The organism is Streptomyces sp. NPDC057565 (genome assembly GCF_042801455.1).
GTDB classification, from domain to species: domain Bacteria; phylum Actinomycetota; class Actinomycetes; order Streptomycetales; family Streptomycetaceae; genus Streptomyces; species Streptomyces yanii.
Window position 1 is genome coordinate 115,812 of sequence record NZ_JBHVFU010000004.1, and the last position, 23,710, is coordinate 139,521.

A 23,710-nucleotide genomic window follows, 5' to 3' on the forward strand; every position below is an offset into this window, starting at 1 on the left:
ATACCCAGATCGAAGGTGTCTGGGTACGTCCACTTGCGCGTCATGCGGCCTTAACCACTCGTCCGCCAGTAGATCGAAAGTTTCGTTCCGGACTCATGCGGAGAGAGCATTCATTCATTTCTTGAACACATCACTACTCACTGTTCGCGTGATCACGCGAAGTGCGCACGGTACGTAGTGGATGCGTCGATCGATCAAAGTAAAGCGGGGTGGCACCGAGTGCCACCATTTGAGAAATGCAGTTCCCAAAAACCCGCTCATCTGAGCGAAACACCCCTCAGGGGTGGCGAGAATCACGCCCCGACGGGCGCTCAGATGTCACTATCCGGACACTCTCAAGGGCACGTACGGTCACGCACCGACCGCAAGGAGCGAAAGAAAAGCGGACGGGGCACCTCCATCGCGCGCCATGGCGCCCCGCACCATCCCGTCCACCCTCGATTCACCCCGGATTGACGCTCAGATGAGCGGGGGTGAATCAAGGGCACCGGGTGCCTCAGCCGCCCGAGGTGTCGAGCTCGGCTTCCGCGCTCACGCCCGAGCAGTCGTAGGGGTCCTTCAGCCAGCCGTCCGGCAGCACCACACGGTTGTTGCCGGACGTGCGCCCGCGCGGCCCGTCCGCCCCGTCCGGCCAGGCCTGGTCCAGGTCGAGCTCGTGCAGCTGCGCACCCAGCTCGTCCAGCGACGAGGTGATCGCCAGCTTCTTGCGCATCTCCGAGCCGACCGAGAAGCCCTTGAGATACCAGGCCACATGCTTACGGAAGTCGATCACGCCACGGGTCTCGTCGCCGATCCACTCCCCCAGGAGCGTCGCGTGCCGCAGCATCACCGTCGCGACCTCCCGGAGCGTCGGCGCCTGCCTCGCCTCCGTCCCCTCGAAGGCACTCACCAGGTCACCGAAGAGCCACGGACGCCCGAGGCAGCCGCGGCCCACGACCACGCCGTCACAGCCGGTCTCGCGCATCATCCGGCGGGCGTCGTCCGCACACCAGATGTCGCCGTTGCCGAGGACCGGGATCTCCGGGACGTGCTCCTTGAGGCGGGCGATCGCGTCCCAGTCGGCGGTGCCGCCGTAGTGCTGGGCGGCGGTCCTGCCGTGCAGGGCGACGGCCGTGACACCCTCCTCCACCGCTATCCGGCCCGCGTCGAGGTAGGTGAGGTGGTCGTCGTTGATGCCCTTGCGCATCTTGATGGTGACCGGCAGGTCGCCCGCGTTGGATACGGCCTCGCTGAGGATCGCGCGCAGCAGGGGCCGCTTGAACGGGAGCGCGGAGCCGCCGCCCTTGCGGGTCACCTTGGGGACCGGGCAGCCGAAGTTCAGGTCGATGTGGTCGGCGAGGTTCTCGTCGACGATCATGCGGACGGCCTTGCCGACCGTGACCGGGTCCACTCCGTACAGCTGGATCGAGCGCGGGGTCTCGCTCGCGTCGAAGTGGATGAGCTGCATGGTCTTCTCGTTGCGCTCGACCAGCGCGCGCGTCGTGATCATCTCGCTGACGAACAGCCCCTTGCCACCGGAGAACTCACGGCACAGGGTGCGGAACGGGGCGTTGGTGATACCGGCCATGGGGGCGAGCACCACCGGCGGCTGCACCGTGTGCGGGCCGATCCGGAGCTGCGGGAGCGAGGGGGCGAGCGTGGTCATTGCTCCATTGTCGCGTACGGCGGGAGCTGCTTCGGTGGGCGCCGGAGCGAGAGGCGGGCAGCCCCACGGCGCGAAAGTAGTTAGTTAACCGTACTATTGATGTATGCCCGAGCTCAGCCACCGCCGACGGCAACTCGTGCTGGCGATCTGCTGCATGAGTCTGCTGATCGTCAGCCTCGACAACACCGTCCTCAACGTCGCCCTGCCCTCCATGCAGCACGAACTGCACGCCACCGTCGCCGGCATGCAGTGGACGATCGACGCGTACACCCTCGTCCTCGCCTCGCTGCTGATGCTGGCGGGCTCCACCGCCGACCGGATCGGACGGGCGAAGGTCTTCAAGATCGGTCTCGTCCTCTTCACCCTCGGCTCGGTGCTCTGCTCCCTCGCGCCGAACCTGGAGTCGCTGGTCGCGTTCCGCATGGTGCAGGCGGTCGGTGGCTCGATGCTCAACCCCGTCGCAATGTCGATCATCACCAACACGTTCACCGACCCGCGCGAGCGCGCCCGCGCCATCGGTGTGTGGGGCGGAGTCGTCGGCATCTCCATGGCGGCGGGACCGCTGGTCGGCGGCCTGCTGGTGGACTCGGTCGGCTGGCGGTCGATCTTCTGGATCAATCTGCCGGTCGGGCTCGCCGCGCTGCTGCTCACCTGGCGCTACGTCCCCGAGTCCCGCGCCCCGAAGCCGCGCCGCCCCGACCCCGTCGGTCAGCTGCTGGTGATCGCGCTGCTCGGTTCACTGACGTACGCGATCATCGAGGCGCCCTCCGCGGGCTGGACCTCGCCGCGGATCCTGGCCTTCGCCGCGCTCACCGTGTGCGCCCTGGCGGGGCTGCTCGTGTACGAGCCCAGGCGGGCCGAGCCCCTCATCGATCTGCGGTTCTTCCACAGCGCCCCCTTCAGTGGCGCCACCGCCATCGCGGTCAGCGCGTTCGCCGCGCTGAGCGGCTTCCTCTTCCTGAACACGCTCTATCTGCAGAACGTGCGCGGCCTGAGCGCCCTGCACGCCGGCCTGTACATGCTGCCGATGGCAGCCCTGACCTTTGTCTGCGCCCCGCTGTCCGGGCGGCTCGTCGGCAACCGGGGGCCGCGGTTTTCCCTGCTCGTGGCGGGTGTGGCCATGTCGGCGTGCGGGCTGCTGTTCGCGGCGTTCGACGCGGAGACGCAGACCGTGCTGCTGTTCACCGGCTATGTGCTCTTCGGCCTCGGCTTCGGCATGGTGAACGCCCCGATCACCAACACCGCCGTCTCCGGCATGCCGCGCTCGCAGGCCGGGGTCGCGGCGGCGGTCGCCTCGACCAGTCGGCAGATCGGCGGGACGCTGGGCGTCGCCGTGATCGGTGCGGTGCTGGCGGCGGGCGTGGCGGGCACCGGTTCCCCGCATGACGCCGCGTATGCCACCGCCTTCGTGGACGCGAGCAAACCCGCCTGGTGGATCATCACCGGCTGCGGGGTGTGCGTCCTCCTCGTCGGCGCGCTGACCAGCGGGCGCTGGGCACGGCAGACCGCCCGACGGACCGCGGAGAGGCTGGAGGCACCGGCGCCCATCGGTGCCAGAGGTCACATCTCGGCGAGTTCCAGGGCGTGAAGCCGCCGCAGCCGCTCGCGGGACTCCTCGTCGGCGGGGGCGTACGTCACCATGCGTGGACCGGTCGACGGGCCGAGCCAGAGGTCGGTGTGGTCCAGGCGCAGCAGTCCGACGTGGGTGTTGCGGAAGAGTTTGGTCCGGCCACCGGGGCCGACCACCTCGTGGCGCGCCCAGATCTCCCGGAACTCGGGCGAGACCGCCTCCAGCCGCCCGAGAAGGGCCTTCCAGGCGGGCTCCGCCAGATGCTCCGCCATCGCTCCACGGAACTTGGCGGCCATCACCCGGTTCATCTCCGGGAGGTCGACGACGGCGGAGCGCCAGTCCGGATTGGTGTAGGAGAGGATCATGCAGTTGCGGTCCTCGGGGGTGACGGCGTCCAGGTCGCAGAGCAGCCGCCCGTAGGTCCGGTTGTACGCGAGGATGTCGTACCGGCTGTTCTGGATGCAGGCCGGGATCGGGTCCAGCTGCCGCAGCATGTCCCGCAGTGCCGGGGTGATGCTCGGACAGTCCGCGTCGGGCGTCGGGTCGACGGCGCCGGCCAGGGAGAAGAGATGGGTGCGCTCGCTGCGATCGAGCAGCAGGGCGCGGGCGAGGGCATCGAGAACCTGGGGCGAGACCTGGATGTCACGGGCCTGTTCGAGCCAGGTGTACCAGGTGACGCCGACGGCGGAGAGCTGGGCGACCTCCTCGCGCCGCAGGCCGGGGGTGCGACGGCGTCTGCCCCGGGGCAGACCGACCTGCTCGGGGGTGATCCGCTCGCGGCGGCTGCGCAGGAAGTCCGCGAGCTCGTGCCGCCGGACCTCGTGCTCCGAGACCTCGGCCTCCTCGCGCACCTGGGACAGCTCACTCGCCATCGTCGTCATGCCTCCAGCCTGCCGAACCCTGCCACGCTCTGCCAGGTGCTGCTTATACCAGGATAAAGACACTCTGGTACCAGGCTGAGAGGAGGACGATCGTCGATGTCGTGAGTGAATCCCCCGTACGGACGCAGACATCCGCCATCTCCACCCCCGTGGTGCGGCACGACCACCCCACCCCGGTACTCGGCTCGCTCGGGCTGTTCACGGTGCTCCTGGGAGCGGCCCTGCCGCTCATCGATTTCTTCATCGTGAATGTCGCCCTGCCGACGATCGACAAGGACCTGGCCGCCGGCCCGGCGCTGCTGGAACTCGTCGTCGCGGGGTACGGACTCGCGTACGCCGTCCTGCTCGTCCTCGGCGGCCGGCTCGGCGACATGGCCGGCCGGCGCCGGCTCTTCCTGGCCGGCATGGCGGCCTTCGGGCTCACCTCGCTGGCCTGCGGGCTCGCCCCGGACGCCTGGACGCTCGTCGGGGCGCGGGTCGCGCAGGGCGCATCGGCCGCACTGATGTTGCCGCAGGTGCTCGCCACCATCCAGGCGGCCACTGCCGGACACCGGCGGGCGCGGGCGATGAGCCTGTACGGGGCGACGGCCGGGCTCTCGATGGTTGCGGGCCAGATCGTCGGCGGCGTGCTGGTCGCCGCCGCGCCGCTGTCGTCGGTGTTCGGCGAGAGCGCGGGCTGGCGGTCGGTCTTCCTGGTGAACGTGCCGGTGGTGGCGGTGGGGCTGATGCTGGCCGCCCGCGCCGTACCGGAGACCCGCTCGGACCGGCCCGCACCCGTCGACGTGCCGGGCACGCTGCTGCTCGCCGCGTCACTGATGACGCTGCTGGCACCGCTGACGGAGGGGCGGGCCGCGGGCTGGCCTGCGTGGACGTGGATCTCGCTGGCGCTGTTCCCGTTCGCCGCATTCGCCTTCTACCGGGTCGAACAGCGGGCCGACCGGCGCGGACAGATCCCGCTGATCCCGCCGAGCCTGCTGCGACTGGACTCGCTGCGGCGTGGTCTGGCTCTGGTGCTGCCGTTCTCGCTCGGCTTCGGCGGCTTCATGTTCGTGATCGCGGTCTCGCTGCAGCAGGGGCTGCAGATGGGCCCGGCGGCCGCGGGGCTCTCACTGGCGCCGATGGCCGCGGCCTTCTTCGTGGCGTCGCTGGCCGGTCCGCGGCTGGTCCGACGGTTCGGTACCCGGGTCGTGACGGCGGGCGGGCTGATCCAGGGCGTGGGCGTTGCGGTGCTCGCCCTCACCGTGTGGCGCGGTTGGCCGGACCTGGGACTGCTTCAGCTGCTGCCGGGCGTCGCGCTCGCCGGTTTCGGTCAGGGGCTGCAGCTGCCGGTCCTCTTCCGCATCGTGCTCTCCGACGTGCCGACCGAGCGGGCCGGGGTGGGCGGCGGAGTGATGACGACGACGCAGCAGGCGGCGCTGGCACTGGGCGTGGCGACACTCGGAACGCTCTTCCTCGCGCTGGTCCCCGGCTCCGGGATGCGGGACGCGCTGGCCGTGACGTTGCTGGTGCAGCTGGCGGCAGTGGCACTGACGGTGCTGCTGAGCCTGCGGCTGCCGCGCACGGTGGCGTGAGCCCGCGCACGGACGGGGCACGGGAACGGGCGTGGGCCCGGATCGCCAGAGGTGATCCGGGCCCACGCGGCCCTGTCCGGCCGACCTTCGTGGGCCGGACAGGGCTTACCGGTGCCCCCTCCCGGCAAAGCCTGCCGGGAGGGGGCACCAGTCGTACGGGTATTGAGAAGGCGTCAGCTCTGCGCCGCCGAGTCGCCCTCGCGGTTCGACGTCGCGGCATCGGTGGACGCCGGGGCCTGCCCGGCCCCGGTGCGCTCGCGCATCTTGCGCAGCAGCTCCTGCTTCTGGTCGTCCGCGGTCCTGCGGTCGGCGTTGCGCGCGCTGCCCGCGCCGTGCTGATCGGCACGGGACAGCTTCTTGCGCTGTCCGCCGACACCGAGAAGGTTGTTGCGGCTCTTGGCCACGGGGTTCTCCCATTCGTGGTGAGACGTCATGAGACGTGAGGTCGTGAGCGACCTGGAATCGATCCGGTGGGCGACGGGCGATCGAGCCCGCCGCGCTCTCACTCGTAGATCTGGAAGAACGAAGACATACGGGAACCGTACCCCGGCCGCACCGGCCGCAGCACCCGGTTTTCGGCCTCCCCGTGCGAAGCACCACAGAACTGGACTGACAGATATTGAAATCTGTCATCCCCTATGCCATGGTTGTGCCACAGCCCATCCCTCTCTTGTCTTCCACGCGCACTTTCTTCTTCTCCACCACCACGGGAGTCCCTCATGACCGCCACCCGCACGCTCGGCTCCACCGGCCCACAGGTCTCCGCTCTGGGCCTCGGCTGCATGGGCATGTCCGCGCTGTACGGCGAGAGCGACCGCGCCGAGTCGATCGCCACCGTCCACGCCGCGCTCGACGCGGGCATCACCCTGCTGGACACCGGCGATTTCTACGGCATGGGCCATAACGAACTACTGATCAACGAGGCGCTGCGCACCGCCCCCGGCGCCGCCCGCGAACAGGCGCTGACCAGCGTGAAGTTCGGCGCACTGCGCACGGTCGAAGGTGCTTTCACGGGGTACGACGGCCGGCCTGCCGCCGTGAAGAACTTCGCCGCCTACTCGCTCCAGCGGCTCGGCACCGACCACATCGACATCTACCGGATCGCCCGCGTCGATCCCGATGTCCCGATCGAGGAGACCGTCGGCGCCATCGCCGAGCTGGTGGAGGCCGGCCATGTCCGCCACATCGGCCTGTCCGAGGTCGGCGCGGACACGATCCGACGGGCGGCGGCAGCGGCCCCGATCTCCGATCTGCAGATCGAGTACTCGCTGATCTCCCGTTCCGTCGAGGACGCGATCCTGCCGGTCTGCCGTGAACTGGGTATCGGCGTCACGGCGTACGGGGTGCTGTCGCGCGGACTGATCAGCGGGCACTTCAGCCGTGACCGCGAGCTGGCCCCGGGCGACTTCCGGGCCATGAGCCCGCGCTTCCAGGGCGGGAACCTCCAGCACAATCTCGACCTGGTCGACGCCCTGCGCAAGATCGCCGAGCAGAAGGGCGTCTCGGTCGCCCAGATCGCCATCGCCTGGGTGCTCGGCCGGGGGACGGACATCGTGCCGCTGGTCGGCGCCCGCCGCCGCGACCGGCTCACCGAGGCCCTCGGCGCCCTGGATGTCACGCTGGAGGCCGCCGACCTCTCCGCGATCGAGGAGGCCGTCCCGGCAGGCGCGGCCGCCGGTGCGCGCTACCCGGAGAACCAGATGGCCCACCTCGACAGCGAGCGCTGAGCTCCGGGTACGGTCGTCGGGGTGCGGCCCCCGCAGGGCAGCTCCCCGAACGGTGCCCTCCGAAAGGCAGCACAGACACCATGACGCCAGCCGACCCGCTGACCCCCGAGCGCATCCTCGAAGCCACCGAGGACGTGCTGCGCCGCTACGGCCCCGCCAAGGCGACGGTGGTCGACGTGGCCCGCGCGCTCGGCGTCAGCCACGGCAGCGTCTACCGCCACTTCCGTACGAAGGCGGCGCTGCGCGAGGCGGTGACGGCCCGCTGGCTGACCCGGACCGAGGTGACCCTCACCGAGATCATCAGCGCTTCGACGGAACCCGCCCCGTCGAAGCTGCGGCACTGGCTGGCGACACTGTTCGAGTCCAAGCGCCACAAGGCAGGTGACGACCCCGAGCTGTTCGCGACCTACATCGTGCTGACCGGGGAGAGCACGGTCGTCGAGGAGCACGTCCGCGAACTGGTCGGCCAGCTGCGGGAGATCATCGAGGAGGGCGTGCGCAGCGGGCAGTTCGCGGTGGACGATGCGGCGGTCGCCGCGCAGGCGGTCTTCGACGCGACGGCGCGCTTCCACGACCCGGCGTACGCCGCCGAGTGGCAGAACCCCGCCATCGGCGCCGAGTTCACAGCCGTGTCGGACCTGCTGCTGCGCGGCCTGCGCGCCTGACAGCCCCGCACATAGGGGCGGGTCGCGCCGGGCGGCCGTCAGGCCGTCGGATCGATCGTCGCCTGGTGGATCCGGGCCAGGTGTTCCTCGGCCTTGAGCCAGGGCAGGAACTGCACGCCCTTGCGCCAGTCGCACGTGCCGCAGCTCAGTTGCCGCTGTATCCCCGACTTCCGTACATGGACGACATGTTCACGGCCGTGCTGATCCCATCGGCTGACCTTGCTCGTGGTCATGGACGGCATCCGGGCCTCCTGTTGACGCATGGTCGCGTGGTGCCCAGTGTGCAACGAAGCCCCCGGTTCCGTACGAGGAACCGGGGGCTTCGCGGTGGAACCGTGACGCGTCAGCAGCCGAGCAGACGGGCGCCGAGGTACGCCTGGATCTGGTCCAGCGAGACGCGCTCCTGCTTCATGGTGTCGCGCTCGCGCACCGTCACCGCGTTGTCGTCGAGGGTGTCGAAGTCGACGGTGACGCAGAACGGCGTACCGATCTCGTCCTGGCGGCGGTAGCGGCGGCCGATGGCGCCCGCGTCATCGAACTCGATGTTCCAGTTCTTCCGCAGGTCGGTGGCGAGGCCCTTGGCCTTCGGCGACAGCTGCGGGTTGCGGGACAGCGGCAGCACCGCGACCTTGACCGGCGCGAGGCGCGGGTCGAGGCGCATCACGGTGCGCTTCTCCATGACGCCCTTGGCGTTGGGCGCCTCGTCCTCGATGTAGGCGTCGAGGAGGAAGGCGAGCATCGAACGGCCGACACCGGCCGCGGGCTCGATGACGTACGGAGTCCAGCGCTCGCCGGCCTCCTGGTCGAAGAACGACAGGTCCGTGCCGGAAGCGGCGGAGTGGGCCTTGAGGTCGTAATCCGTGCGGTTGGCGACGCCCTCCAGCTCGCCCCACTCGCTGCCGCCGAAGCGGAAGCGGTACTCGATGTCAGCGGTGCGCTTGGAGTAGTGGGAGAGCTTCTCCTTCGGGTGCTCGAACCACCGCATGTTCTCCTCGCGCAGACCCAGGTCCGTGTACCAGTTCCAGCGCTGCTCCATCCAGTACTCGTGCCACTGCTCGTCCTCGCCCGGCTTGACGAAGAACTCCATCTCCATCTGCTCGAACTCGCGGGTGCGGAAGATGAAGTTGCCCGGAGTGATCTCGTTCCGGAAGGACTTGCCCATCTGCGCGATACCGAACGGCGGCTTCTTGCGCGAGGTCTGCTGCACCTGACCGAAGTTGGTGAAGATGCCCTGCGCGGTCTCGGGCCGCAGGTAGGCGACCGAGCCGGAGTCCTGGGTCGGGCCGAGGTGCGTGGAGAGCAGACCCGAGAACTGCTTGGGCTCGGTGAAGGTGCCCTTGTTGCCGCAGTTGGGGCAGTTGAGGTCGGCGAGGCCGTTGACGGGCGGCTTGCCGTGCTTCTCCTCGTACGCCTCTTCCAGGTGGTCCGCGCGGAAGCGCTTGTGACAGGAGGTGCACTCGGTCAGCGGGTCGGTGAACGTGGCGACGTGGCCGGAGGCGACCCACACCTCGGGGGCCAGGACGACCGACGAGTCGAGACCGACCACGTCCTCGCGCGAAGTGACCATGTAGCGCCACCACTGGCGCTTGAGGTTCTCCTTCATCTCCACGCCCAGCGGCCCGTAGTCCCAGGCGGCCTTCTGGCCACCGTAGATCTCACTGCAGGGGTAAACGAAGCCACGGCGCTTGCTCAGGCTGACGATGGAGTCGATCTTGTCGGCGGCCACGGTGCTCTCTTCATTACGACGACGACGAACGGCGAATGCTTCAGATTACCGGCGGGCACGCCCTCCGGATCAAATCGGTGTGCGGACGGCTCATCCAGTGGCCATCCCATCGACCTTGTTGACAATCGTTTCCAGTTTTGTTGAAAATGACTGTCATGAACGTACGCCGCCTCATACCCACCGCTGCCGTCGCCGGAGCAGTCGTCCTCGGGCTCACGGCCCTCTCCGCCTGCTCCACGTCGGACGCCGCCGACCGCAGGCCCGGCGACAAGCTGAATGTGGTGGCGTCGTTCTATCCCATGCAGTTCCTTGCCGAGGAGATCGGCGGGGCCCACGTCTCGGTCAGCACGCTGACCAAGCCGGGTGTCGAGCCGCATGACCTGGAGCTCAGTCCTCGGCAGATCGGCGGACTCGGCGACGCCGACTACATCCTCTACCTCAAGGGTATCCAGCCCGCTGTCGACGACGCGATCAAACTGTCCGAGTCGACCCACAGCGTCGACGCGGCGAAGCTGACCACGCTGGAGGACCACGGCACCGAGACCGGCGGCGACGAACACGGCCACGAGCACGAGGGCGAGGGTGCCGGGGCCGACCCGCACATCTGGCTGGACCCGGTGAAGTACGCCGAGGTCGCCAAGGGCGTCGGCGCGTCTCTGGAGAAGACCGACCCCGGCCACGCCGCGGACTACCGCAAGAACACGGACGCCCTGGTCAAGAAGCTCGACACGCTGAACACGGCGTACGAGACGGGCCTGCGGAACACCGCCACCAGGACGTTCATCACCACCCACTCCGCCTTCGGCTACCTCGCCGAGCGCTATGGCCTGGTCCAGGAGGGCATCGCCGGCATCGACCCCGAGGCCGAGCCCAGCCCCGCCCGGATCCAGGAGATCCACACCATCGCCGAGAAGAGCAAGGCCACCACCGTCTTCTTCGAGACCCTCGCCAGCGACAAGACCGCGAAGACCGTCGCGACGGACACCGGCCTGAGGACCGACGTCCTCGACCCGCTCGAGGGAATCACCGACAAGTCCAAGGGCGATAACTACTTCGAGGTCATGCAGTCCAACCTCGCCGCCCTCCAGAAGGCGCTCGGCGCGAAGTGACCCTCGTAACACCCGCCACAGCAGCATCGGAGGCGCTCATGCCCGAGCCCGAGAGCACCCAGCCCGACCCCGTGATAGCCCTGCGCGGAGCCACCGCGACCCTCGGCGCGCGCCCCGTGCTGCGTGGCATCGACCTCACCGTGCACCGAGGCGAGGTCGCCGCCCTGCTCGGCGCCAACGGCTCCGGCAAGTCCACCGCCGTCCGGTCCGTCATCGGCCAGGTCCCGCTCACCGGCGGCTCGGTCGAACTGTTCGGCACCCCCCTGCGCCGCTTCCGCAGTTGGGCACGGATCGGCTACGTACCGCAGCGCACCACGGCGGCCAGCGGGGTCCCCGCCACCATCCGCGAGGTCGTCTCCGCCGGGCGGCTGTCCCGTACGAAGCTGGGGCTGCTCCGCAAGGCGGACCGGGCCGCCGTCGACCGCGCCATCGCGCTCGTCGGCCTCGCCGACCGGGCCGGGGACTCGGTGAGCGCGCTCTCCGGCGGTCAGCACCAGCGGGTACTGATCGCGCGGGCGCTCGCCGCCGAGCCCGAGTTGCTGATCATGGACGAGCCCATGGCCGGCGTCGACCTGGCCAGCCAGGAGATCCTCGCCGAGACGCTGCGCGAACAGGTGGCGGCCGGTACCACCGTGCTGCTCGTCCTGCACGAGCTGGGCCCGCTGGAACCCCTCATCGACCGCGCGATCGTCCTCCGCGACGGCTGTGTGATGCATGACGGGCCGCCCCCGAAGGCAGTCGGCCAGCACGCGCTGCCCGGCCACGACCACGTACACCCCCATGCGGCTTCCGAGCCCGTCCGGACGGGACTGCTGACCTGATCATGGAATTTCTCCAGCCCCCCTTCATGCAGCGGGCCCTGCTCGCCGCCGTACTGGTCGGCGTCATCGCCCCCGCCGTCGGCATCTACCTCGTGCAGCGCCGCCAGGCCCTGATGGGCGACGGCATCGGCCACATCGCGATGACCGGTGTCGGTCTCGGCTTCCTGCTCTCCACCAGCCCGGTCTGGATGGCCACGGCCGTCGCCGTCGTCGGCTCGATCGTCATGGAACTGGTCCGCTGGTACGGACGCACGCGCGGCGACATCGCGCTGGCCATGCTCTTCTACGGCGGCATGGCGGGCGGTGTGCTGCTGATCAATCTCTCCGACACCGGCTCCAACGCCAACCTCACCTCGTACCTCTTCGGCTCCCTCTCCACGGTCTCGTCCGAGGACATCACCGCGATCTGCCTGCTCGCCGCCTTCGTGCTGCTGGTGACGCTGGGGCTGCGGCGGCAGCTGTTCGCGGTCAGTCAGGACGAGGAGTTCGCGCGGGTCACCGGGCTGCCGGTGCGCGCACTCAATCTGCTGATCGCCGTCACGGCGGCGGTGACCGTCACCGTGGCGATGCGGGTCGTCGGTCTGCTGCTGGTCAGCGCGCTGATGGTGGTCCCGGTCGCCGCGGCGCAACAGATCTCGAAGTCCTTCAAGGTGACGTTCGTGCTGTCCGTCGTCATCGGTACGGCGGTGACCCTGGCCGGCACCGTGACCTCCTACTACCAGGACGTACCGCCCGGTGCGACCATCGTGCTGCTGGCCATCGGCGTCTTCGTCGTGCTGACCCTGCTCGCCACGCCGCTGGCCAGAAGGCGCGCCCGCAGCAGCGACGCGGTCTCGGCGGAGTGCACCCTGGAAGGGGAGACTCCGGAAGTACCGGCTGCCCGCCCGGCCACGAACGGCGTCCGGGTCTGACCCCGACGCCGGGGCGGGCTGGCACAATGGCCCGACACATGTACGGGCGACACGAGGAGGCACCTGTGGCGACGGCGCCGATCAGTGGAACGAACGCAGCCCCGGTACGCGGCCGGTCGACCCGGCAGCGGGCCGCGGTGGCGGCGGCGCTCGACGAGGTGGACGAGTTCCGCAGCGCCCAGGAGCTGCACGACGTACTCAAGCACCGCGGTGACTCGGTCGGGCTGACCACCGTCTACCGCACCCTGCAGTCCCTCGCCGACGCGGGCGAGGTGGACGTCCTGCGTACGACGGACGGTGAGTCCGTCTACCGGCGCTGCTCGACCGGCGAGCACCACCACCATCTGGTGTGCCGGGTCTGCGGCAAGGCCGTCGAGGTCGAGGGTCCCGCGGTGGAGCAGTGGGCGGAGACGATCGCTTCGCAGCACGGGTTCGTGAATGTGGCGCACACGGTGGAGGTCTTCGGTACGTGTGCGGAGTGCGCGACAGCGACGGGGTGACCCTCCGTGGCCGCGCCCCCGGCCCCCACTCCTCAATCGCCGGACAGGCTTGATTTTTTTCCGCCCCGGCCGGCGGTCGAAGATCTCGGCAGCAGCGGCAGCGGTACGTCGGTGCCGCTCACCGGGGACAGCGCGGTGGCCACGACGGCACACCCCGTCGCAGCCACCCCCGGAATCCTGCCGCCGGCCCACCGCACCGATCCGGTTGCGTGCGCGGAGCGCCTCAGACCGTCGGTCCGGTCTTTCCCGCCGCCTCCTCCGCGCCGCCGAAACGCCGGTCGCGTTGGGCGTACTCCAGGCAGGCCCGCCACAGGTCACGGCGGTCGAAGTCCGGCCACAACACATCCTGGAAGACCATCTCGGCGTACGCGCTCTGCCAGATCAGGTAGTTGGAGGTGCGCTGCTCGCCGCTGGGGCGGACGAAGAGGTCCACGTCCGGCATGTCCGGGTAGTAGATGTACTTCGCGAAGGTCTTCTCGTTGACCTTCGCGGGGTCCAGCTTTCCGGCGGCGACGTCCTCCGCGATGCGCTGCGCGGCGTCGGCGATCTCGGCCCGGCCGCCGTAGTTGACGCAGAAGTACAGCGTCATCCTGTCGTTGTCCTTGGTCTGCTCCTGGGCGACCTGGAGCTCCTGGACGACGGACTTCCACAGCTTCGGCATCCGGCCCACCCAGCGGATACGGATGCCCAGTTCGTCCATCTCGTCGCGGCGGCGGCGGATGACGTCCCGGTTGAAGTTCATCAGGAACTTCACTTCCTCCGGGGAGCGCTTCCAGTTCTCGGTGGAGAACGCGTACAGCGAGAGGTTCTTGACGCCCATCTCGATGCAGCCCTTGAGGACGTCCATGACGACGCCCTCGCCGACCTTGTGGCCCTCGGTGCGCGGCAGACCCCGCTCCTTGGCCCAGCGGCCGTTCCCGTCCATGACGACGGCGACGTGCTTGGGCACCAGCTCGCCGGGGATCTTCGGGGGCGTGGCGCCCGAAGGGTGCGGCTCGGGGGTCTTGTACGTGCGCCGGTTACGGCCACCGAGGATCCCGCGTACTGCCATGAGCTGTCTCGTCTCCCTGTGCCTGCTGTGCCTGTGTTACTTCTCTACGTATCGCAGCGAACGCAGTCCGCGCTCCAGATGCCAGTGCAGATAGGCGGACACCAGCCCGCTCCCCTCCCTGACATGCCGCGCCTCGCACGCGTCCGCCGTCTCCCAGTCACCGGTGAGCAGCGCGCTCAGCAGGGCGACGGCCTCAGCCGAGGGTACGACGCTGCCGGGCACCCGGCAGTCGCCGCATATGACGCCGCCCGCCGCGACGGAGAAGAACCGGTTCGGACCGGGCATTCCGCACCTCGCGCAGTCCTCGAAGCTGGGTGCGTAGCCGTTGACTGCGAGGGAGCGCAGCAGGAAGGCGTCAAGGATCAGGCTCGGGGCGTGCTCCCCGCGGGCGAGGGTACGGAGCCCTCCGACGAGCAGCAGGTACTGCTGGACCGCGGGCTCGCCCTCGTGGTCGGTGAAGCGCTCGGCGGTCTCCAGCATCGCGGTGCCCGCGGTGTACCGGGCGTAGTCGGTGACGATGCCGCCCCCGTACGGCGCGATGGTCTCGCTCTGGGTGCAGAGGGGCAGTCCGCGGCCGATCAGCTCGCTGCCGCGGGCGAAGAACTGCACGTCCACATGGGAGAACGGTTCGAGGCGGGCGCCGAACTTCGACTTCGTACGCCGCACCCCGCGCGCGACGGCCCGCACCCGGCCGTGGCCGCGGGTCAGGATCGTGATGATCCGGTCGGCCTCGCCCAGTTTCTGCGTGCGCAGCACCACGCCGTCGTCCCGGAACAAGCTCATGCGCCCATTGTCCTGTACCCGGCCACCGGAGCGGGCCCGCCCCCGAAATCCGTCCGCGACGGGCGCCCCGGTTCAGCTTCCGTCGGCCGCGCCGCCGGCCGGTACCGCGAGCCCCGACTCGTACGCCGCGATGACCAGCTGCGCCCGGTCCCGGGCGCCCAGCTTGCCCATGATCCGGCTGACGTGGGTCTTGGCGGTGAGCGGGCTGAGCCCCAAGGTCTCGGCGATTTCGGTGTTGTTGAGTCCGCGCGCGACCAGGCCGAGCACCTGCCGTTCACGGTCCGAGAGGCAGTCCGGACCGCCCGGGGCGCCCCGGAACGGCAGCTCGGGCCCGCGCAGCACACGGGAGATCAGCCGGGCGGTCGGGCCGGGTGAGAGCAGGGCATCGCCCGCGGACACCGTTCTGATCGCGGCGAGGAGTTCGGCGGGCCGAGTGTCCTTGACCAGGAAGCCCGAGGCGCCCGCGCGCAGCGCCTCGGCGACATGCTCGTCGGTGTCGTACGTGGTCAGGACCAGTACCTTCACCCCGGCGAGCTCCCCGTCGGCGGCGATCAGCCGGGTCGCCTCGATGCCGTCGAGCTCCGGCATGCGGATGTCCATGACGACGATGTCGGGCCGGTGCGTGCGGGCCAGGCCGACCGCTTCGAGGCCGGTGCCCGCCTGTGCCACGACCTCCATGTCGGACGCCGACTCGACGAGCATCGCGAACGCCGCCCGGACAAGGGTCTGGTCGTCGGCGAGCAGTACGCGGATCATGGCGCGGTCTCCCCCTCGTGGCAGGGCAGCACCGCCGCGACCTCGAAGCCCCCGGCCGGGCCCGGCCCGGCCGTCAGCGTGCCGCCGGTGCTGCGTGCGCGTTCGCGCATCCCGACTATGCCGAACCCGGGTGCCGAGCCGTTCGCCCGGGGTCCTGCGCCGTCGTCGGTGACCTTGACGCTCAGTGCGCCGCGGCCGTCGGGTTCGACGGCCACCGTGATCCGTACCTCGGGTCCGGCATGGCGCAGGGCGTTGGTCAGCGACTCCTGCACGATCCGGTACGCGGCCGCGCCGGTTGCCGGCGCCACCCTGCTGCCCGGCGTGCGGACGGCCAGGTCGACCCGGGCCCCGGCGGCCTCCGCTGCCCGCACGAGACCGGGCAGCGCCGCCAGGTCCGGCAACGGTCCGTCGGACTCGTGTCCGTCGCCGCGCAGCACCTGCAGGGTGGTGCGCAGTTCGGCGCGTGCCTCGCGGCAGGTGTCGGCGATGTCCTCCAGCGACCGGGCGACCGCCTGCCGGTCGAGCCGGTCCGGGTCGACGGTCAGGATGTGCGAGGCCACCGAGGTCTGGACACCGATCAGCGTGATGCTGTGGGCCAGCAGGTCGTGCAGGTCGCGGGCGATCCGCAGCCGCTCCTCGGCGACCCTGCGCCGGGCCTCCTCCTCGCGGGTCCGTTCGGCGCGTTCGGCGCGCTCCAGCACGGAGGCGACGTACTGGCGGTAGATGCGCACATCGACACCGCAGAACAGCACGGCGATGATCCACCCGGAGATCCGCAGCAGCTGCAGGCCTTCATGGGTGTTGATGGTGAGCACCACCGTCACCATGACGGAGAGCACGCCGATCCCGGTCAGCACCGTGCGCAACGGCCGTCCGGTCACCGCCACCGTGTAGAGGGCGATCCAGGTCTGCGGCATCGGTGCCGAGTGCGCGTTGTCGAGCGCGTGGTACGGCACCAGGATCGGGATCATGGCGAGCAGGGCGAGCAGTGGGCTGCGCCGCCGCCACACGATCGGTACGGCGCTCGCCATCAGCAGCACCCAGCCGAGCGTGTCCGGCGTCCGCGCCTGGTCGGTGGTGAGGGCGAGGACGGCGGAGAGCGCACCGGCGCCCCCCGCGACGAGGGCGTCGGTGCGCGTCCTGTGCGGTGCATGCAGGGGGTCGCGGTTGACGACCGCCAGGATGCGTTCGCGCCGGCGCATGGATCGGGACACGCCGCCATCCTCCGGTACGCGCACGGGCACCGTCACCGGTTCCGTACGAGTTCGGGCTCGCGCGGCCCGGGGGCGGCGGGCGTCCGGCTGAGCTTCCCCGGCCACCAGATGGTGCGCTGGAGTGCCACGCTCGCCGAGGTCACGAGGTAGGTGCGGACGAGGAAGGTGTCGAGGAGGACACCGACCGCGATGACGAAGCCCATCTCGACCAGGCTGACCATCGGCATGTTCGTCAGGACGGCGAAGGTGGCCGCGAGCACCAGTCCGGCCGAGGCGATCACGCCGCCGGTGGTGCGCAGGGCGGTGAGTGCGGCGGCGGTCGGTTCGGCGCCGGAGAGCGCCTCCTCGCGGACCCGGTGCATCAGGAAGATGCCGTAGTCGACGCCGAGCGCCACCAGGAAGACGAAGGAGAGCAGCGGCAGTCCGGGATCGGCGCCCTTCAGTCCGAGGACCGGTTCGAAGACCAGCCCGCCGATGCCGAGGGCGGCGCCCCAGACGGCGACGACTGCGGCGACGAGCAACAGCGGGGCGACGAGGCTGCGCAGCAGCGCGATCAGGATCAGCAGGACGGAGAGGAGGACGAGCGGGACGACGATCTTCAGGTCCCGGGAATCAGCCGTCTCCAGGTCCATCTGCTGGGCACTGGGACCACCGACATGGCTGCCGTCCAGTCCGTCGCGCAGGGCCTTGATGGTGGCCTGTTCGCCCGCCGACTCGGGGGCGTCCGTCGCGGCGACGGAGAGTTCGGTCCAGCCGCCGCCGCTGCGGCCTCGTTCGACGGCGGCGACACCGTCGGTGGCGCCGGCCTTCGCCATGGTCTCGGCCACCCGGTCGGTGGGGGCGATCACGGTGATCGGCTGGGTGGACCGCTCGGGATAGGCGGCGGCGAGTGTCTCCATCGCGGAGATCGAGTCCGGTTTGCTGGTGAACGAGTCCTCCTGCTTCAGGTCTCCGGGCAGGTTGAACGCGCCGAGCGCCAACGCCCCCAGCAGCACACCGCCGCAGGCGAGTACGGCGACGGGCCGGCGTCCGGCCGAGCTGCCCATCGCGGCGAACAGTGAACGCCGTTGCCCGGGCGTGCTGCCGTACGCGGGGACGAGTGGCCAGAACACCCGGCGGCCGAGCAGGACCAGGAGCGCGGGCAGCAGCGTCAGCATGGCGAGCAGCGCACAGAGTACGCCGACAGCGGCGATGGGGCCCATGCCCCGGCTGCTGGTGAGGTCGGCGGCGAGCAGGCACAGGAGGCCCACGGCGACGGTGCCGGAGGAGGCGAGGACAGCGGGTCCGCAGCCGCGCAGGGCGGCGGCCATGGCGTCGTACGGCCGTGCGGCGCGGCTCAGTTCCTCGCGGTAACGGGAGACGAGCAGCAGCGCGTAGTCGGTGCCCGCGCCGAAGACGAGGATGGTCATCACGGCGGAGCTCTGGCCGGTGACGGTGACGTCGAAGCCCCGGTTGAGCCCGTAGACGACGGCCATGGACAGCGCGTCTGCGACGCCCGCGACGACGAGCGGCACCAGCCACAGCAGCGGGCTGCGGTAGATGACGATCAGCAGGATCGCCACGACGGCGACGGTCGTGTAGAGCAGCGGTCCGCCCAACGACGTGTAGACCTCCTGGGAGTCGACGATCAGCGCCCCGGGGCCGCCCACCTCGACGCTCAGCCCGCCGCCGCCCTTCGCGACGTCGCGCACCTCGTCGACGAACGCCTTCCTGGCCTCGTCGTCCTGGCCGGGCTCCGTCGAGGAGACCGGGTACATCAGCGTCGTACCGTCCTTGGCGGGCACGCCCCTGGGGGTTCCGGTCAGGGTGTGGTCGCCCGCGAGCGCGGCGGCCTGCCGGTCCGCCGTGGCCCGGTCGGCGGCGGTCAGACCGCCGTCGCGGTGGTAGACGAGGACGAGATCGGTGGACTCCCCGCCGGGCAGCGCGTCCTGGATCTTCGCCACCTGCGTGGAGTCGGCACTCGCCGGCAGGTAGTCGACGGCCCGGTTCGTCTGTACGTCGGCGAGCTTGCCCGCCAGGGGCCCGGCGAGCGCGATCACGGCGACCCAGAGCGCGAGGACCGCCCAGGGCAGCATGCGTCTGCGGCTGCCCGCCCGGGGCGGTGTGCTGCTGTCTTTTACGGCCCTCATCACGGGCCCCCCTTCGGCCGGTTGTCCGGTACGTGTCCAGACTCCCGGCCGCCGGGGGCCGATTCGTCGCGCCGGGGGCCGACTTCGCGGCTACTGCCGGGGTGGGCGAAGAGGCGCCCGTACTCCCGCGGGAGTACGGGCGCGGTGCGGAGCGGCGTATGTCACGAGGGGGTGCGCGCCGCCGCGGCGAGCAGCCGGGCCGTGTCGTCCGGGCAGAGCTGCAGCGCGGCGCCGACCGTGGTGAGCACCTCGCGCTCCGCCTGGCTGTACGGGCCGTCGGCGAGCGCGATCCTGGCGCCCTGCAGGAGGATCGATTCGCGTCCGCCGGGCGCGAGGTGCGGGGCGAGGGGTTCCAGCGCCTCGTGCAGTTCGATGGCGAGGGCGGCGCCGCACGCCTCGGCGGCGGCGTCGAACGCGGAGCCGTGTCCGATGTCGGCGGCGAGGACCTCGACGACAGTGGAGAGCTGGTCCTCGGTGCAGTCGTCGAACCCGGCACCGCGCACGGTGGCCGCCGCCGTCTCCAACGCGGTGCGGGAGGCGGTGCCACCGGCGGCGAGGATGCCGAGCGCGACGATGTGGACGGCGTCCCGGAGCATCGCGGAGAACCGGGTGGTGGTGGGGTGGTCGAGCGCGTCGGTGCCGAAGTGGGTGCGGCAGGCGGCGCATTCGACGACGGGGCCCACGGTGCCGCGGCGCAGCACTGGCACGCCGAGCACCGTGAAGCGGCGACGGCCGGTGAGACGGCGGTAGTTGCGGTCACCACCGCAGCCGGGGCAGAAGAACTCGCCGTCACCGACGGCGTCCCAGATGGTGCGGATGCCGCAGATACGCAGCTTTATGGCGCGTTGTCCCAGGGCTGACCGCACGTCGCACACCTCCGTAACGCTCCGGCAACATTGCCGTGTTGACGTGATGTTAACCACAGTCGCGAGGTGACGTCAGCACCTCGCTCGTCACAACCGTCGGGAGATGGCCGAACCCCGCCTCCCTGGAGCGGGTGGGCGGGGTCCGTCGGCCGTGCGGTTCTACGCCCTTTCGGGCGCGGGGTCAGCGGGTCGCGCGGTTGACCGCGGAGACGACCGCCTTCAGCGAGGCCCGCGTGGTGTTGGCGTCGATGCCGATGCCCCACAGGACCTTTCCGTCGATCGCGCACTCGATGTACGAGGCGGCCTGGGCGCTCGCGCCCTCGCTCATCGTGTGCTCGGTGTAGTCCAGCAGACGGGCGTCGATGCCGATGGCCTGCAGCGCTTCGAAGAACGCGGAGATCGGACCGTTGCCGGTACCGGTCAGCACGGTGTCCGTGCCGTCCACGGTCGCGTCGACGGTGATCGTGTCCCGGCCGTCGGAACCGGTCGTGGTCTGGCCGGAGCGGATCTGTACGCGCCCCCAGGCGTTCTCGGGGTTGGGCAGGTACTCGTCCTGGAACGTGGACCAGATCTGTGTCGGCGTGACCTCGCCGCCCTCGGCATCGGTCTTGGCCTGAATGATCCGGGAGAACTCGATCTGCATCCGGCGCGGCAGGTCCAGCTTGTGGTCGTTCTTCAGGACGTAGGCGATTCCGCCCTTGCCCGACTGGGAGTTGACCCGGATGACCGCCTCGTACGAGCGGCCGACGTCCTTCGGGTCGATCGGCAGGTACGGCACCGCCCACTCGATGTCGTCGACGGTCTTGCCCTGGGCGGCCGCGTCGGCCTCCATGGCGTCGAAGCCCTTCTTGATGGCGTCCTGGTGGGAGCCGGAGAAGGCGGTGTAGACCAGGTCGCCCGCGTAGGGGTGGCGCGGGTGGACCTCCATCTGGTTGCAGTACTCGCTGGTGCGACGGATCTCGTCGATCTGCGAGAAGTCGATCTGCGGGTCGACACCCTGCGAGAACAGGTTCATGCCCAGCGTCACCAGGTCGACGTTTCCGGTGCGCTCGCCCTGGCCGAACAGGCAGCCTTCGATCCGGTCCGCACCGGCCATGATCGCCAGCTCGGCTGCGGCGACGGCGGTGCCGCGGTCGTTGTGCGGGTGGACCGACAGGCAGACGTGCTCGCGGCGCGACAGGTTGCGCGACATCCACTCGAACCGGTCCGCGTGCGTGGACGGCGTCGATCGCTCCACGGTGGCGGGCAGGTTCAGGATGATCTCGCGGCCCTCCTCGGGCTGCCAGACGTCACAGACGGCCTCGCAGACCTCCAGGGCGAAGTCCAGCTCGGTGTCGGTGAAGATCTCCGGGCTGTACTGGTAGCCGAAGATCGTCTCGTCGCCGAGGATCTTCTCCGCGTACTCCATGACCAGTCGGGTGCCGTCCACCGCGATCTGCTTGACCTGCTCCTTCGAGCCGCGGAAGACCACGCGGCGGAAGGTGGGAGCAGTGGCGTTGTACAGGTGCACCGTGGCGCGCCGCGCACCGACCAGCGATTCGACAGTTCGCTCGATCAGCTCCTCGCGGGCCTGGGTCAGGACGGAGATCGTCACGTCCTCGGGGATCGCACCCTCTTCGATGATGGAGCGCACGAACGCGAAGTCGGTCTCGCCGGAGGACGGGAAGCCGACCTCGATCTCCTTGTACCCCATGCGTACGAGCAGGTCGAACATCTCGCGCTTGCGGGCCGGCGACATCGGGTCGATCAGTGCCTGGTTGCCGTCACGCAGATCGGTGGACAGCCAGCGGGGCGCCACGGTGATCCGGTTGTCCGGCCAGGTGCGGTCGGGGATCTCGACGGCCTCGTACCGGCCGTACTTGTGGACCGGCATCCCGGACGGCTTCTGCAGCTGGGTGGCATTGGTGATCGGCGTGGGCCGACCGACGGCGTTCTCGACGGGGGTCTGAGCGGGATTCGCGGCGGTCATGACGTACGGCTCCTCGGGGGCCAGCGGTGGGACGGCCGACTGTGTCGCTGCAACACCAGACTCCGCGGGGAGGGGGTCGGCCTACGACTACAGGCCCTCGCCGCGGCAGCTAAGAAGAAGCAGCCCGAAACGCATGATGCGACGAGACTAACCGAGAGGCGCCTGAGACGTCGGTCGTGTATCAGTATGCGGGACCGGACCTCGGTAACGGGTAAACAGTGATCAATCACTCCATATGTCCAATCCTGATGGCAAACAGTGACACGGCGATGACACAGTGCCACAGTCGAACTCATGCAGCCTCGACCTCAGCACGGGTTCCAGCCCGTCTTCTGCACGATCGTGCCGCCCCACGTACTCGACAAGCTGTCACAAGCCGACGACCCCGATCTGGCCGGTCCGGCCCGCCGCACCCTGGAGGGCGACGCCGCCCGGCGCACCCGCCGCCAGATGGCCACCCTCGTCACCCCCACACCCGGCCCCGCGACGACGGACCAGCTGTCCGACAAGCCTGAGCGCACGCTCTACGACTGCCGCCACGGCACGCAGCTGCCGGGCTTCAAGGTCCGCGGCGAGGGTGAGGAGCCGACGAGGGACGCGAGCGTCAACCGCGCGTTCGCGGGACTCGGCGCCACCTTCGAACTGCTGCTCACGGCGTACGGCCGCCATTCGATCGACGGCAACGGGCTGCCGCTGATCGGCTCCGTCCACTACGACGAGAAGTACAACAACGCCTTCTTCGACGGCGAGCAGATGGTCTTCGGCGACGGGGACGGGGAGATCTTCCTCGACTTCACCGTCGCCATCGATGTGATCGCCCACGAACTGACGCACGGGCTGACCCAGCACACGGCCAACCTGAGCTATTTCGGCCAGTCCGGCGCGCTCAACGAGTCCATGTCGGACGTCTTCGGTTCCCTGGTGAAGCAGTACTCACTGGGCCAGACCGCCGACCAGGCGGACTGGCTGATCGGCGCAGGTCTGCTGGCCCCACGGGTGCAGGGCGAGGCGCTGCGCTCGATGAAGGCGCCCGGCACGGCGTACGACGACGATGTGCTCGGCAAGGACCCGCAGCCCGCGTCGATGGAGGACTACATCCACACCACCGAGGACAATGGCGGTGTACACCTCAACTCGGGCATCCCGAACCGCGCCTTCTGTCTGTTGGCCACGGCGCTCGGCGGCAACGCGTGGGAGCGGGCGGGACAGCTCTGGTTCGACGTCCTCACGGGCCGCCGCCTGGCCGCGGACGCGGAGTTCACGGACTTCGCCCGCCTGACGGTCGAAGCGGCGAGGGACCGCTTCGGCGAGGGCGACGAGTTGGAAGCGGTGCGGAAGGCATGGTCGGAGGTGGGCGTGCCGTCCGCGTAGGCCCGGTCACGGTTCCTGTCCTCGATCGCCGGAGTTCGGCCGGAAAACAGGTCTCTCCGGCGATTGAGGAGCGGGATCCGGGGCAGAGCCCCGGAAGCAACGCGAGAGGAGTCGAACCATGCGGATCCAGGTCACCCGCACCGGCGGCTTCACCGGCATCGCCCGCCACCGCGAGATCGACACCTCGGGCCTCACCGACGCAGCGGAGTGGGAAGCCCTGGCCGAATCCGCACTCGCGGCGGGCCGCGGCACCCCACCGCCCGGGGTGCCGGACGGCTTCCGGTACCGGATCACGGTCGACGACCGCACCACGCACTGCGCGGATCCGCACCTGACCGACGCCCAGCGCGCACTGATCTCACGCGTCCTCAAGGAGGGCGCGTGAGGTCGAGGCGCGGCTGACCCTCGGCCCTGGGGGCCTCAGCGGCATCGGGCGACTGCGCCG

The 23,710-nt window shown here is 70.0% G+C and carries 22 protein-coding genes; 10 read left to right on the forward strand and 12 right to left on the reverse strand.

Going from position 1 to position 23,710, the window contains the following annotated elements; all coding sequences use genetic code 11:
• Positions 1-496 precede the first annotated feature (496 nt).
• Positions 497-1,645: a tRNA dihydrouridine synthase DusB gene (gene dusB / locus ACFU8W_RS10610; protein WP_384034552.1), complete on the reverse strand. Its 1,149-nt coding sequence runs from the start codon at positions 1,643-1,645 to the stop codon at positions 497-499.
• 103 nt (positions 1,646-1,748) lie between these two features.
• On the opposite strand from dusB, the gene ACFU8W_RS10615 reads away from it, so the two are divergent.
• Positions 1,749-3,233 carry an MFS transporter gene (locus ACFU8W_RS10615; protein WP_384034554.1) on the forward strand — a complete coding sequence of 495 codons (1,485 nt, stop codon included), beginning with the start codon at positions 1,749-1,751 and terminating at the stop codon, positions 3,231-3,233.
• Here the strand turns inward: ACFU8W_RS10615 and ACFU8W_RS10620 are convergent.
• Positions 3,206-4,096: a helix-turn-helix domain-containing protein gene (locus ACFU8W_RS10620; RefSeq protein ID WP_384034557.1), complete on the reverse strand. Its 891-nt coding sequence runs from the start codon at positions 4,094-4,096 to the stop codon at positions 3,206-3,208. The two genes, ACFU8W_RS10615 and ACFU8W_RS10620, sit on opposite strands and share 28 nt — an antisense overlap.
• 149 nt (positions 4,097-4,245) lie before the next feature.
• Between ACFU8W_RS10620 and ACFU8W_RS10625 the strand changes: the two genes are divergently transcribed.
• The gene (locus ACFU8W_RS10625; protein ID WP_384035325.1) at positions 4,246-5,667 is read left to right on the forward strand and encodes an MFS transporter; all 1,422 of its coding nucleotides are present in this window, start codon (positions 4,246-4,248) and stop codon (positions 5,665-5,667) included.
• A gap of 173 nt (positions 5,668-5,840) precedes the next feature.
• Here ACFU8W_RS10625 and ACFU8W_RS10630 read toward each other — a convergent pair whose 3' ends face one another.
• Positions 5,841-6,071 (reverse strand): DUF6243 family protein, encoded by a 231-nt coding sequence (locus ACFU8W_RS10630; protein WP_384035328.1) that lies wholly within the window; start codon positions 6,069-6,071, stop codon positions 5,841-5,843.
• A 315-nt stretch (positions 6,072-6,386) separates the two neighbouring features.
• Between ACFU8W_RS10630 and ACFU8W_RS10635 the strand changes: the two genes are divergently transcribed.
• Together ACFU8W_RS10635 and ACFU8W_RS10640 are read left to right on the forward strand one after the other, a co-directional pair.
• Positions 6,387-7,394 (forward strand): aldo/keto reductase, encoded by a 1,008-nt coding sequence (locus tag ACFU8W_RS10635; RefSeq protein ID WP_384034560.1) that lies wholly within the window; start codon positions 6,387-6,389, stop codon positions 7,392-7,394.
• Between the two features lie 80 nt (positions 7,395-7,474).
• Entirely contained in the window at positions 7,475-8,059 is a 585-nt protein-coding gene (locus ACFU8W_RS10640) for a TetR family transcriptional regulator (protein ID WP_345519416.1), read from the forward strand.
• A gap of 38 nt (positions 8,060-8,097) precedes the next feature.
• Here the strand turns inward: ACFU8W_RS10640 and ACFU8W_RS10645 are convergent, their stop codons facing one another.
• Both ACFU8W_RS10645 and ACFU8W_RS10650 read right to left on the reverse strand, forming a co-directional pair.
• Positions 8,098-8,301, reverse strand: coding sequence for a hypothetical protein (locus ACFU8W_RS10645; RefSeq protein WP_384034563.1), 204 nt, complete (start codon positions 8,299-8,301; stop codon positions 8,098-8,100).
• Between the two features lie 101 nt (positions 8,302-8,402).
• Complete coding sequence (locus tag ACFU8W_RS10650; RefSeq protein ID WP_266985878.1) at positions 8,403-9,785, reverse strand: glycine--tRNA ligase; 1,383 nt, start codon at positions 9,783-9,785, stop codon at positions 8,403-8,405.
• Positions 9,786-9,940: 155 nt separating this feature from the next.
• Here ACFU8W_RS10650 and ACFU8W_RS10655 point away from each other — a divergent pair, with 155 nt between their 5' ends.
• From ACFU8W_RS10655 to ACFU8W_RS10670, 4 genes are all read left to right on the forward strand, one after another.
• Positions 9,941-10,894 carry a metal ABC transporter substrate-binding protein gene (locus ACFU8W_RS10655; RefSeq protein ID WP_384034566.1) on the forward strand — a complete coding sequence of 318 codons (954 nt, stop codon included), beginning with the start codon at positions 9,941-9,943 and terminating at the stop codon, positions 10,892-10,894.
• 38 nt (positions 10,895-10,932) lie between these two features.
• Positions 10,933-11,715, forward strand: a complete 783-nt coding sequence (locus ACFU8W_RS10660) for a metal ABC transporter ATP-binding protein (RefSeq protein WP_384034569.1) — start codon at positions 10,933-10,935, stop codon at positions 11,713-11,715.
• A 2-nt stretch (positions 11,716-11,717) separates the two neighbouring features.
• Entirely contained in the window at positions 11,718-12,626 is a 909-nt protein-coding gene (locus ACFU8W_RS10665) for a metal ABC transporter permease (RefSeq protein ID WP_376667181.1), read from the forward strand.
• 65 nt (positions 12,627-12,691) lie between these two features.
• On the forward strand, positions 12,692-13,126 hold the full coding sequence (locus tag ACFU8W_RS10670; protein WP_037698100.1) for a transcriptional repressor: 435 nt from the start codon (positions 12,692-12,694) through the stop codon (positions 13,124-13,126).
• A 223-nt stretch (positions 13,127-13,349) separates the two neighbouring features.
• Here the strand turns inward: ACFU8W_RS10670 and ACFU8W_RS10675 are convergent, their stop codons facing one another.
• The 7 genes from ACFU8W_RS10675 to leuA form a co-directional block, all read right to left on the reverse strand.
• Positions 13,350-14,177 (reverse strand): isoprenyl transferase, encoded by an 828-nt coding sequence (locus ACFU8W_RS10675; protein ID WP_384034573.1) that lies wholly within the window; start codon positions 14,175-14,177, stop codon positions 13,350-13,352.
• A 36-nt stretch (positions 14,178-14,213) separates the two neighbouring features.
• Positions 14,214-14,960: a DNA repair protein RecO gene (recO, locus tag ACFU8W_RS10680; protein WP_345519400.1), complete on the reverse strand. Its 747-nt coding sequence runs from the start codon at positions 14,958-14,960 to the stop codon at positions 14,214-14,216.
• A 72-nt stretch (positions 14,961-15,032) separates the two neighbouring features.
• Complete coding sequence (locus tag ACFU8W_RS10685) at positions 15,033-15,716, reverse strand: response regulator transcription factor (protein WP_345519398.1); 684 nt, start codon at positions 15,714-15,716, stop codon at positions 15,033-15,035.
• Positions 15,713-16,918 (reverse strand): sensor histidine kinase, encoded by a 1,206-nt coding sequence (locus ACFU8W_RS10690; RefSeq protein WP_384035331.1) that lies wholly within the window; start codon positions 16,916-16,918, stop codon positions 15,713-15,715. Before ACFU8W_RS10690 ends, ACFU8W_RS10685 begins: the two co-directional genes overlap by 4 nt.
• A 44-nt stretch (positions 16,919-16,962) precedes the next feature.
• Positions 16,963-19,059 (reverse strand): MMPL family transporter, encoded by a 2,097-nt coding sequence (locus ACFU8W_RS10695; protein ID WP_384034576.1) that lies wholly within the window; start codon positions 19,057-19,059, stop codon positions 16,963-16,965.
• Positions 19,060-19,220: 161 nt separating this feature from the next.
• On the reverse strand, positions 19,221-19,925 hold the full coding sequence (locus ACFU8W_RS10700; RefSeq protein WP_384034579.1) for a TerB family tellurite resistance protein: 705 nt from the start codon (positions 19,923-19,925) through the stop codon (positions 19,221-19,223).
• A 181-nt stretch (positions 19,926-20,106) separates the two neighbouring features.
• Positions 20,107-21,894, reverse strand: coding sequence for a 2-isopropylmalate synthase (leuA, locus tag ACFU8W_RS10705; protein ID WP_345519391.1), 1,788 nt, complete (start codon positions 21,892-21,894; stop codon positions 20,107-20,109).
• Between the two features lie 294 nt (positions 21,895-22,188).
• Here leuA and ACFU8W_RS10710 point away from each other — a divergent pair, with 294 nt between their 5' ends.
• Together ACFU8W_RS10710 and ACFU8W_RS10715 are read left to right on the forward strand one after the other, a co-directional pair.
• Positions 22,189-23,265: a M4 family metallopeptidase gene (locus ACFU8W_RS10710; protein WP_345519389.1), complete on the forward strand. Its 1,077-nt coding sequence runs from the start codon at positions 22,189-22,191 to the stop codon at positions 23,263-23,265.
• Between the two features lie 118 nt (positions 23,266-23,383).
• Positions 23,384-23,650 carry a protealysin inhibitor emfourin gene (locus ACFU8W_RS10715; RefSeq protein ID WP_345519387.1) on the forward strand — a complete coding sequence of 89 codons (267 nt, stop codon included), beginning with the start codon at positions 23,384-23,386 and terminating at the stop codon, positions 23,648-23,650.
• Positions 23,651-23,710: the final 60 nt, after the last annotated feature.

Coding starts and splice junctions, on each gene's coding strand:
- dusB (WP_384034552.1), bottom strand. CDS start 1,645: ATGACCACGCTCGCCCCCTCGCTCCCGCAGCTCCGGATCGGCCCGCAC.
- ACFU8W_RS10615 (WP_384034554.1), top strand. CDS start 1,749: ATGCCCGAGCTCAGCCACCGCCGACGGCAACTCGTGCTGGCGATCTGC.
- ACFU8W_RS10620 (WP_384034557.1), bottom strand. CDS start 4,096: ATGACGACGATGGCGAGTGAGCTGTCCCAGGTGCGCGAGGAGGCCGAG.
- ACFU8W_RS10635 (WP_384034560.1), top strand. CDS start 6,387: ATGACCGCCACCCGCACGCTCGGCTCCACCGGCCCACAGGTCTCCGCT.
- ACFU8W_RS10640 (WP_345519416.1), top strand. CDS start 7,475: ATGACGCCAGCCGACCCGCTGACCCCCGAGCGCATCCTCGAAGCCACC.
- ACFU8W_RS10645 (WP_384034563.1), bottom strand. CDS start 8,301: ATGCCGTCCATGACCACGAGCAAGGTCAGCCGATGGGATCAGCACGGC.
- ACFU8W_RS10655 (WP_384034566.1), top strand. CDS start 9,941: ATGAACGTACGCCGCCTCATACCCACCGCTGCCGTCGCCGGAGCAGTC.
- ACFU8W_RS10660 (WP_384034569.1), top strand. CDS start 10,933: ATGCCCGAGCCCGAGAGCACCCAGCCCGACCCCGTGATAGCCCTGCGC.
- ACFU8W_RS10665 (WP_376667181.1), top strand. CDS start 11,718: ATGGAATTTCTCCAGCCCCCCTTCATGCAGCGGGCCCTGCTCGCCGCC.
- ACFU8W_RS10675 (WP_384034573.1), bottom strand. CDS start 14,177: ATGGCAGTACGCGGGATCCTCGGTGGCCGTAACCGGCGCACGTACAAG.
- recO (WP_345519400.1), bottom strand. CDS start 14,960: ATGAGCTTGTTCCGGGACGACGGCGTGGTGCTGCGCACGCAGAAACTG.
- ACFU8W_RS10685 (WP_345519398.1), bottom strand. CDS start 15,716: ATGATCCGCGTACTGCTCGCCGACGACCAGACCCTTGTCCGGGCGGCG.
- ACFU8W_RS10690 (WP_384035331.1), bottom strand. CDS start 16,918: ATGCGCCGGCGCGAACGCATCCTGGCGGTCGTCAACCGCGACCCCCTG.
- ACFU8W_RS10695 (WP_384034576.1), bottom strand. CDS start 19,059: ATGAGGGCCGTAAAAGACAGCAGCACACCGCCCCGGGCGGGCAGCCGC.
- leuA (WP_345519391.1), bottom strand. CDS start 21,894: ATGACCGCCGCGAATCCCGCTCAGACCCCCGTCGAGAACGCCGTCGGT.
- ACFU8W_RS10710 (WP_345519389.1), top strand. CDS start 22,189: ATGCAGCCTCGACCTCAGCACGGGTTCCAGCCCGTCTTCTGCACGATC.
- ACFU8W_RS10715 (WP_345519387.1), top strand. CDS start 23,384: ATGCGGATCCAGGTCACCCGCACCGGCGGCTTCACCGGCATCGCCCGC.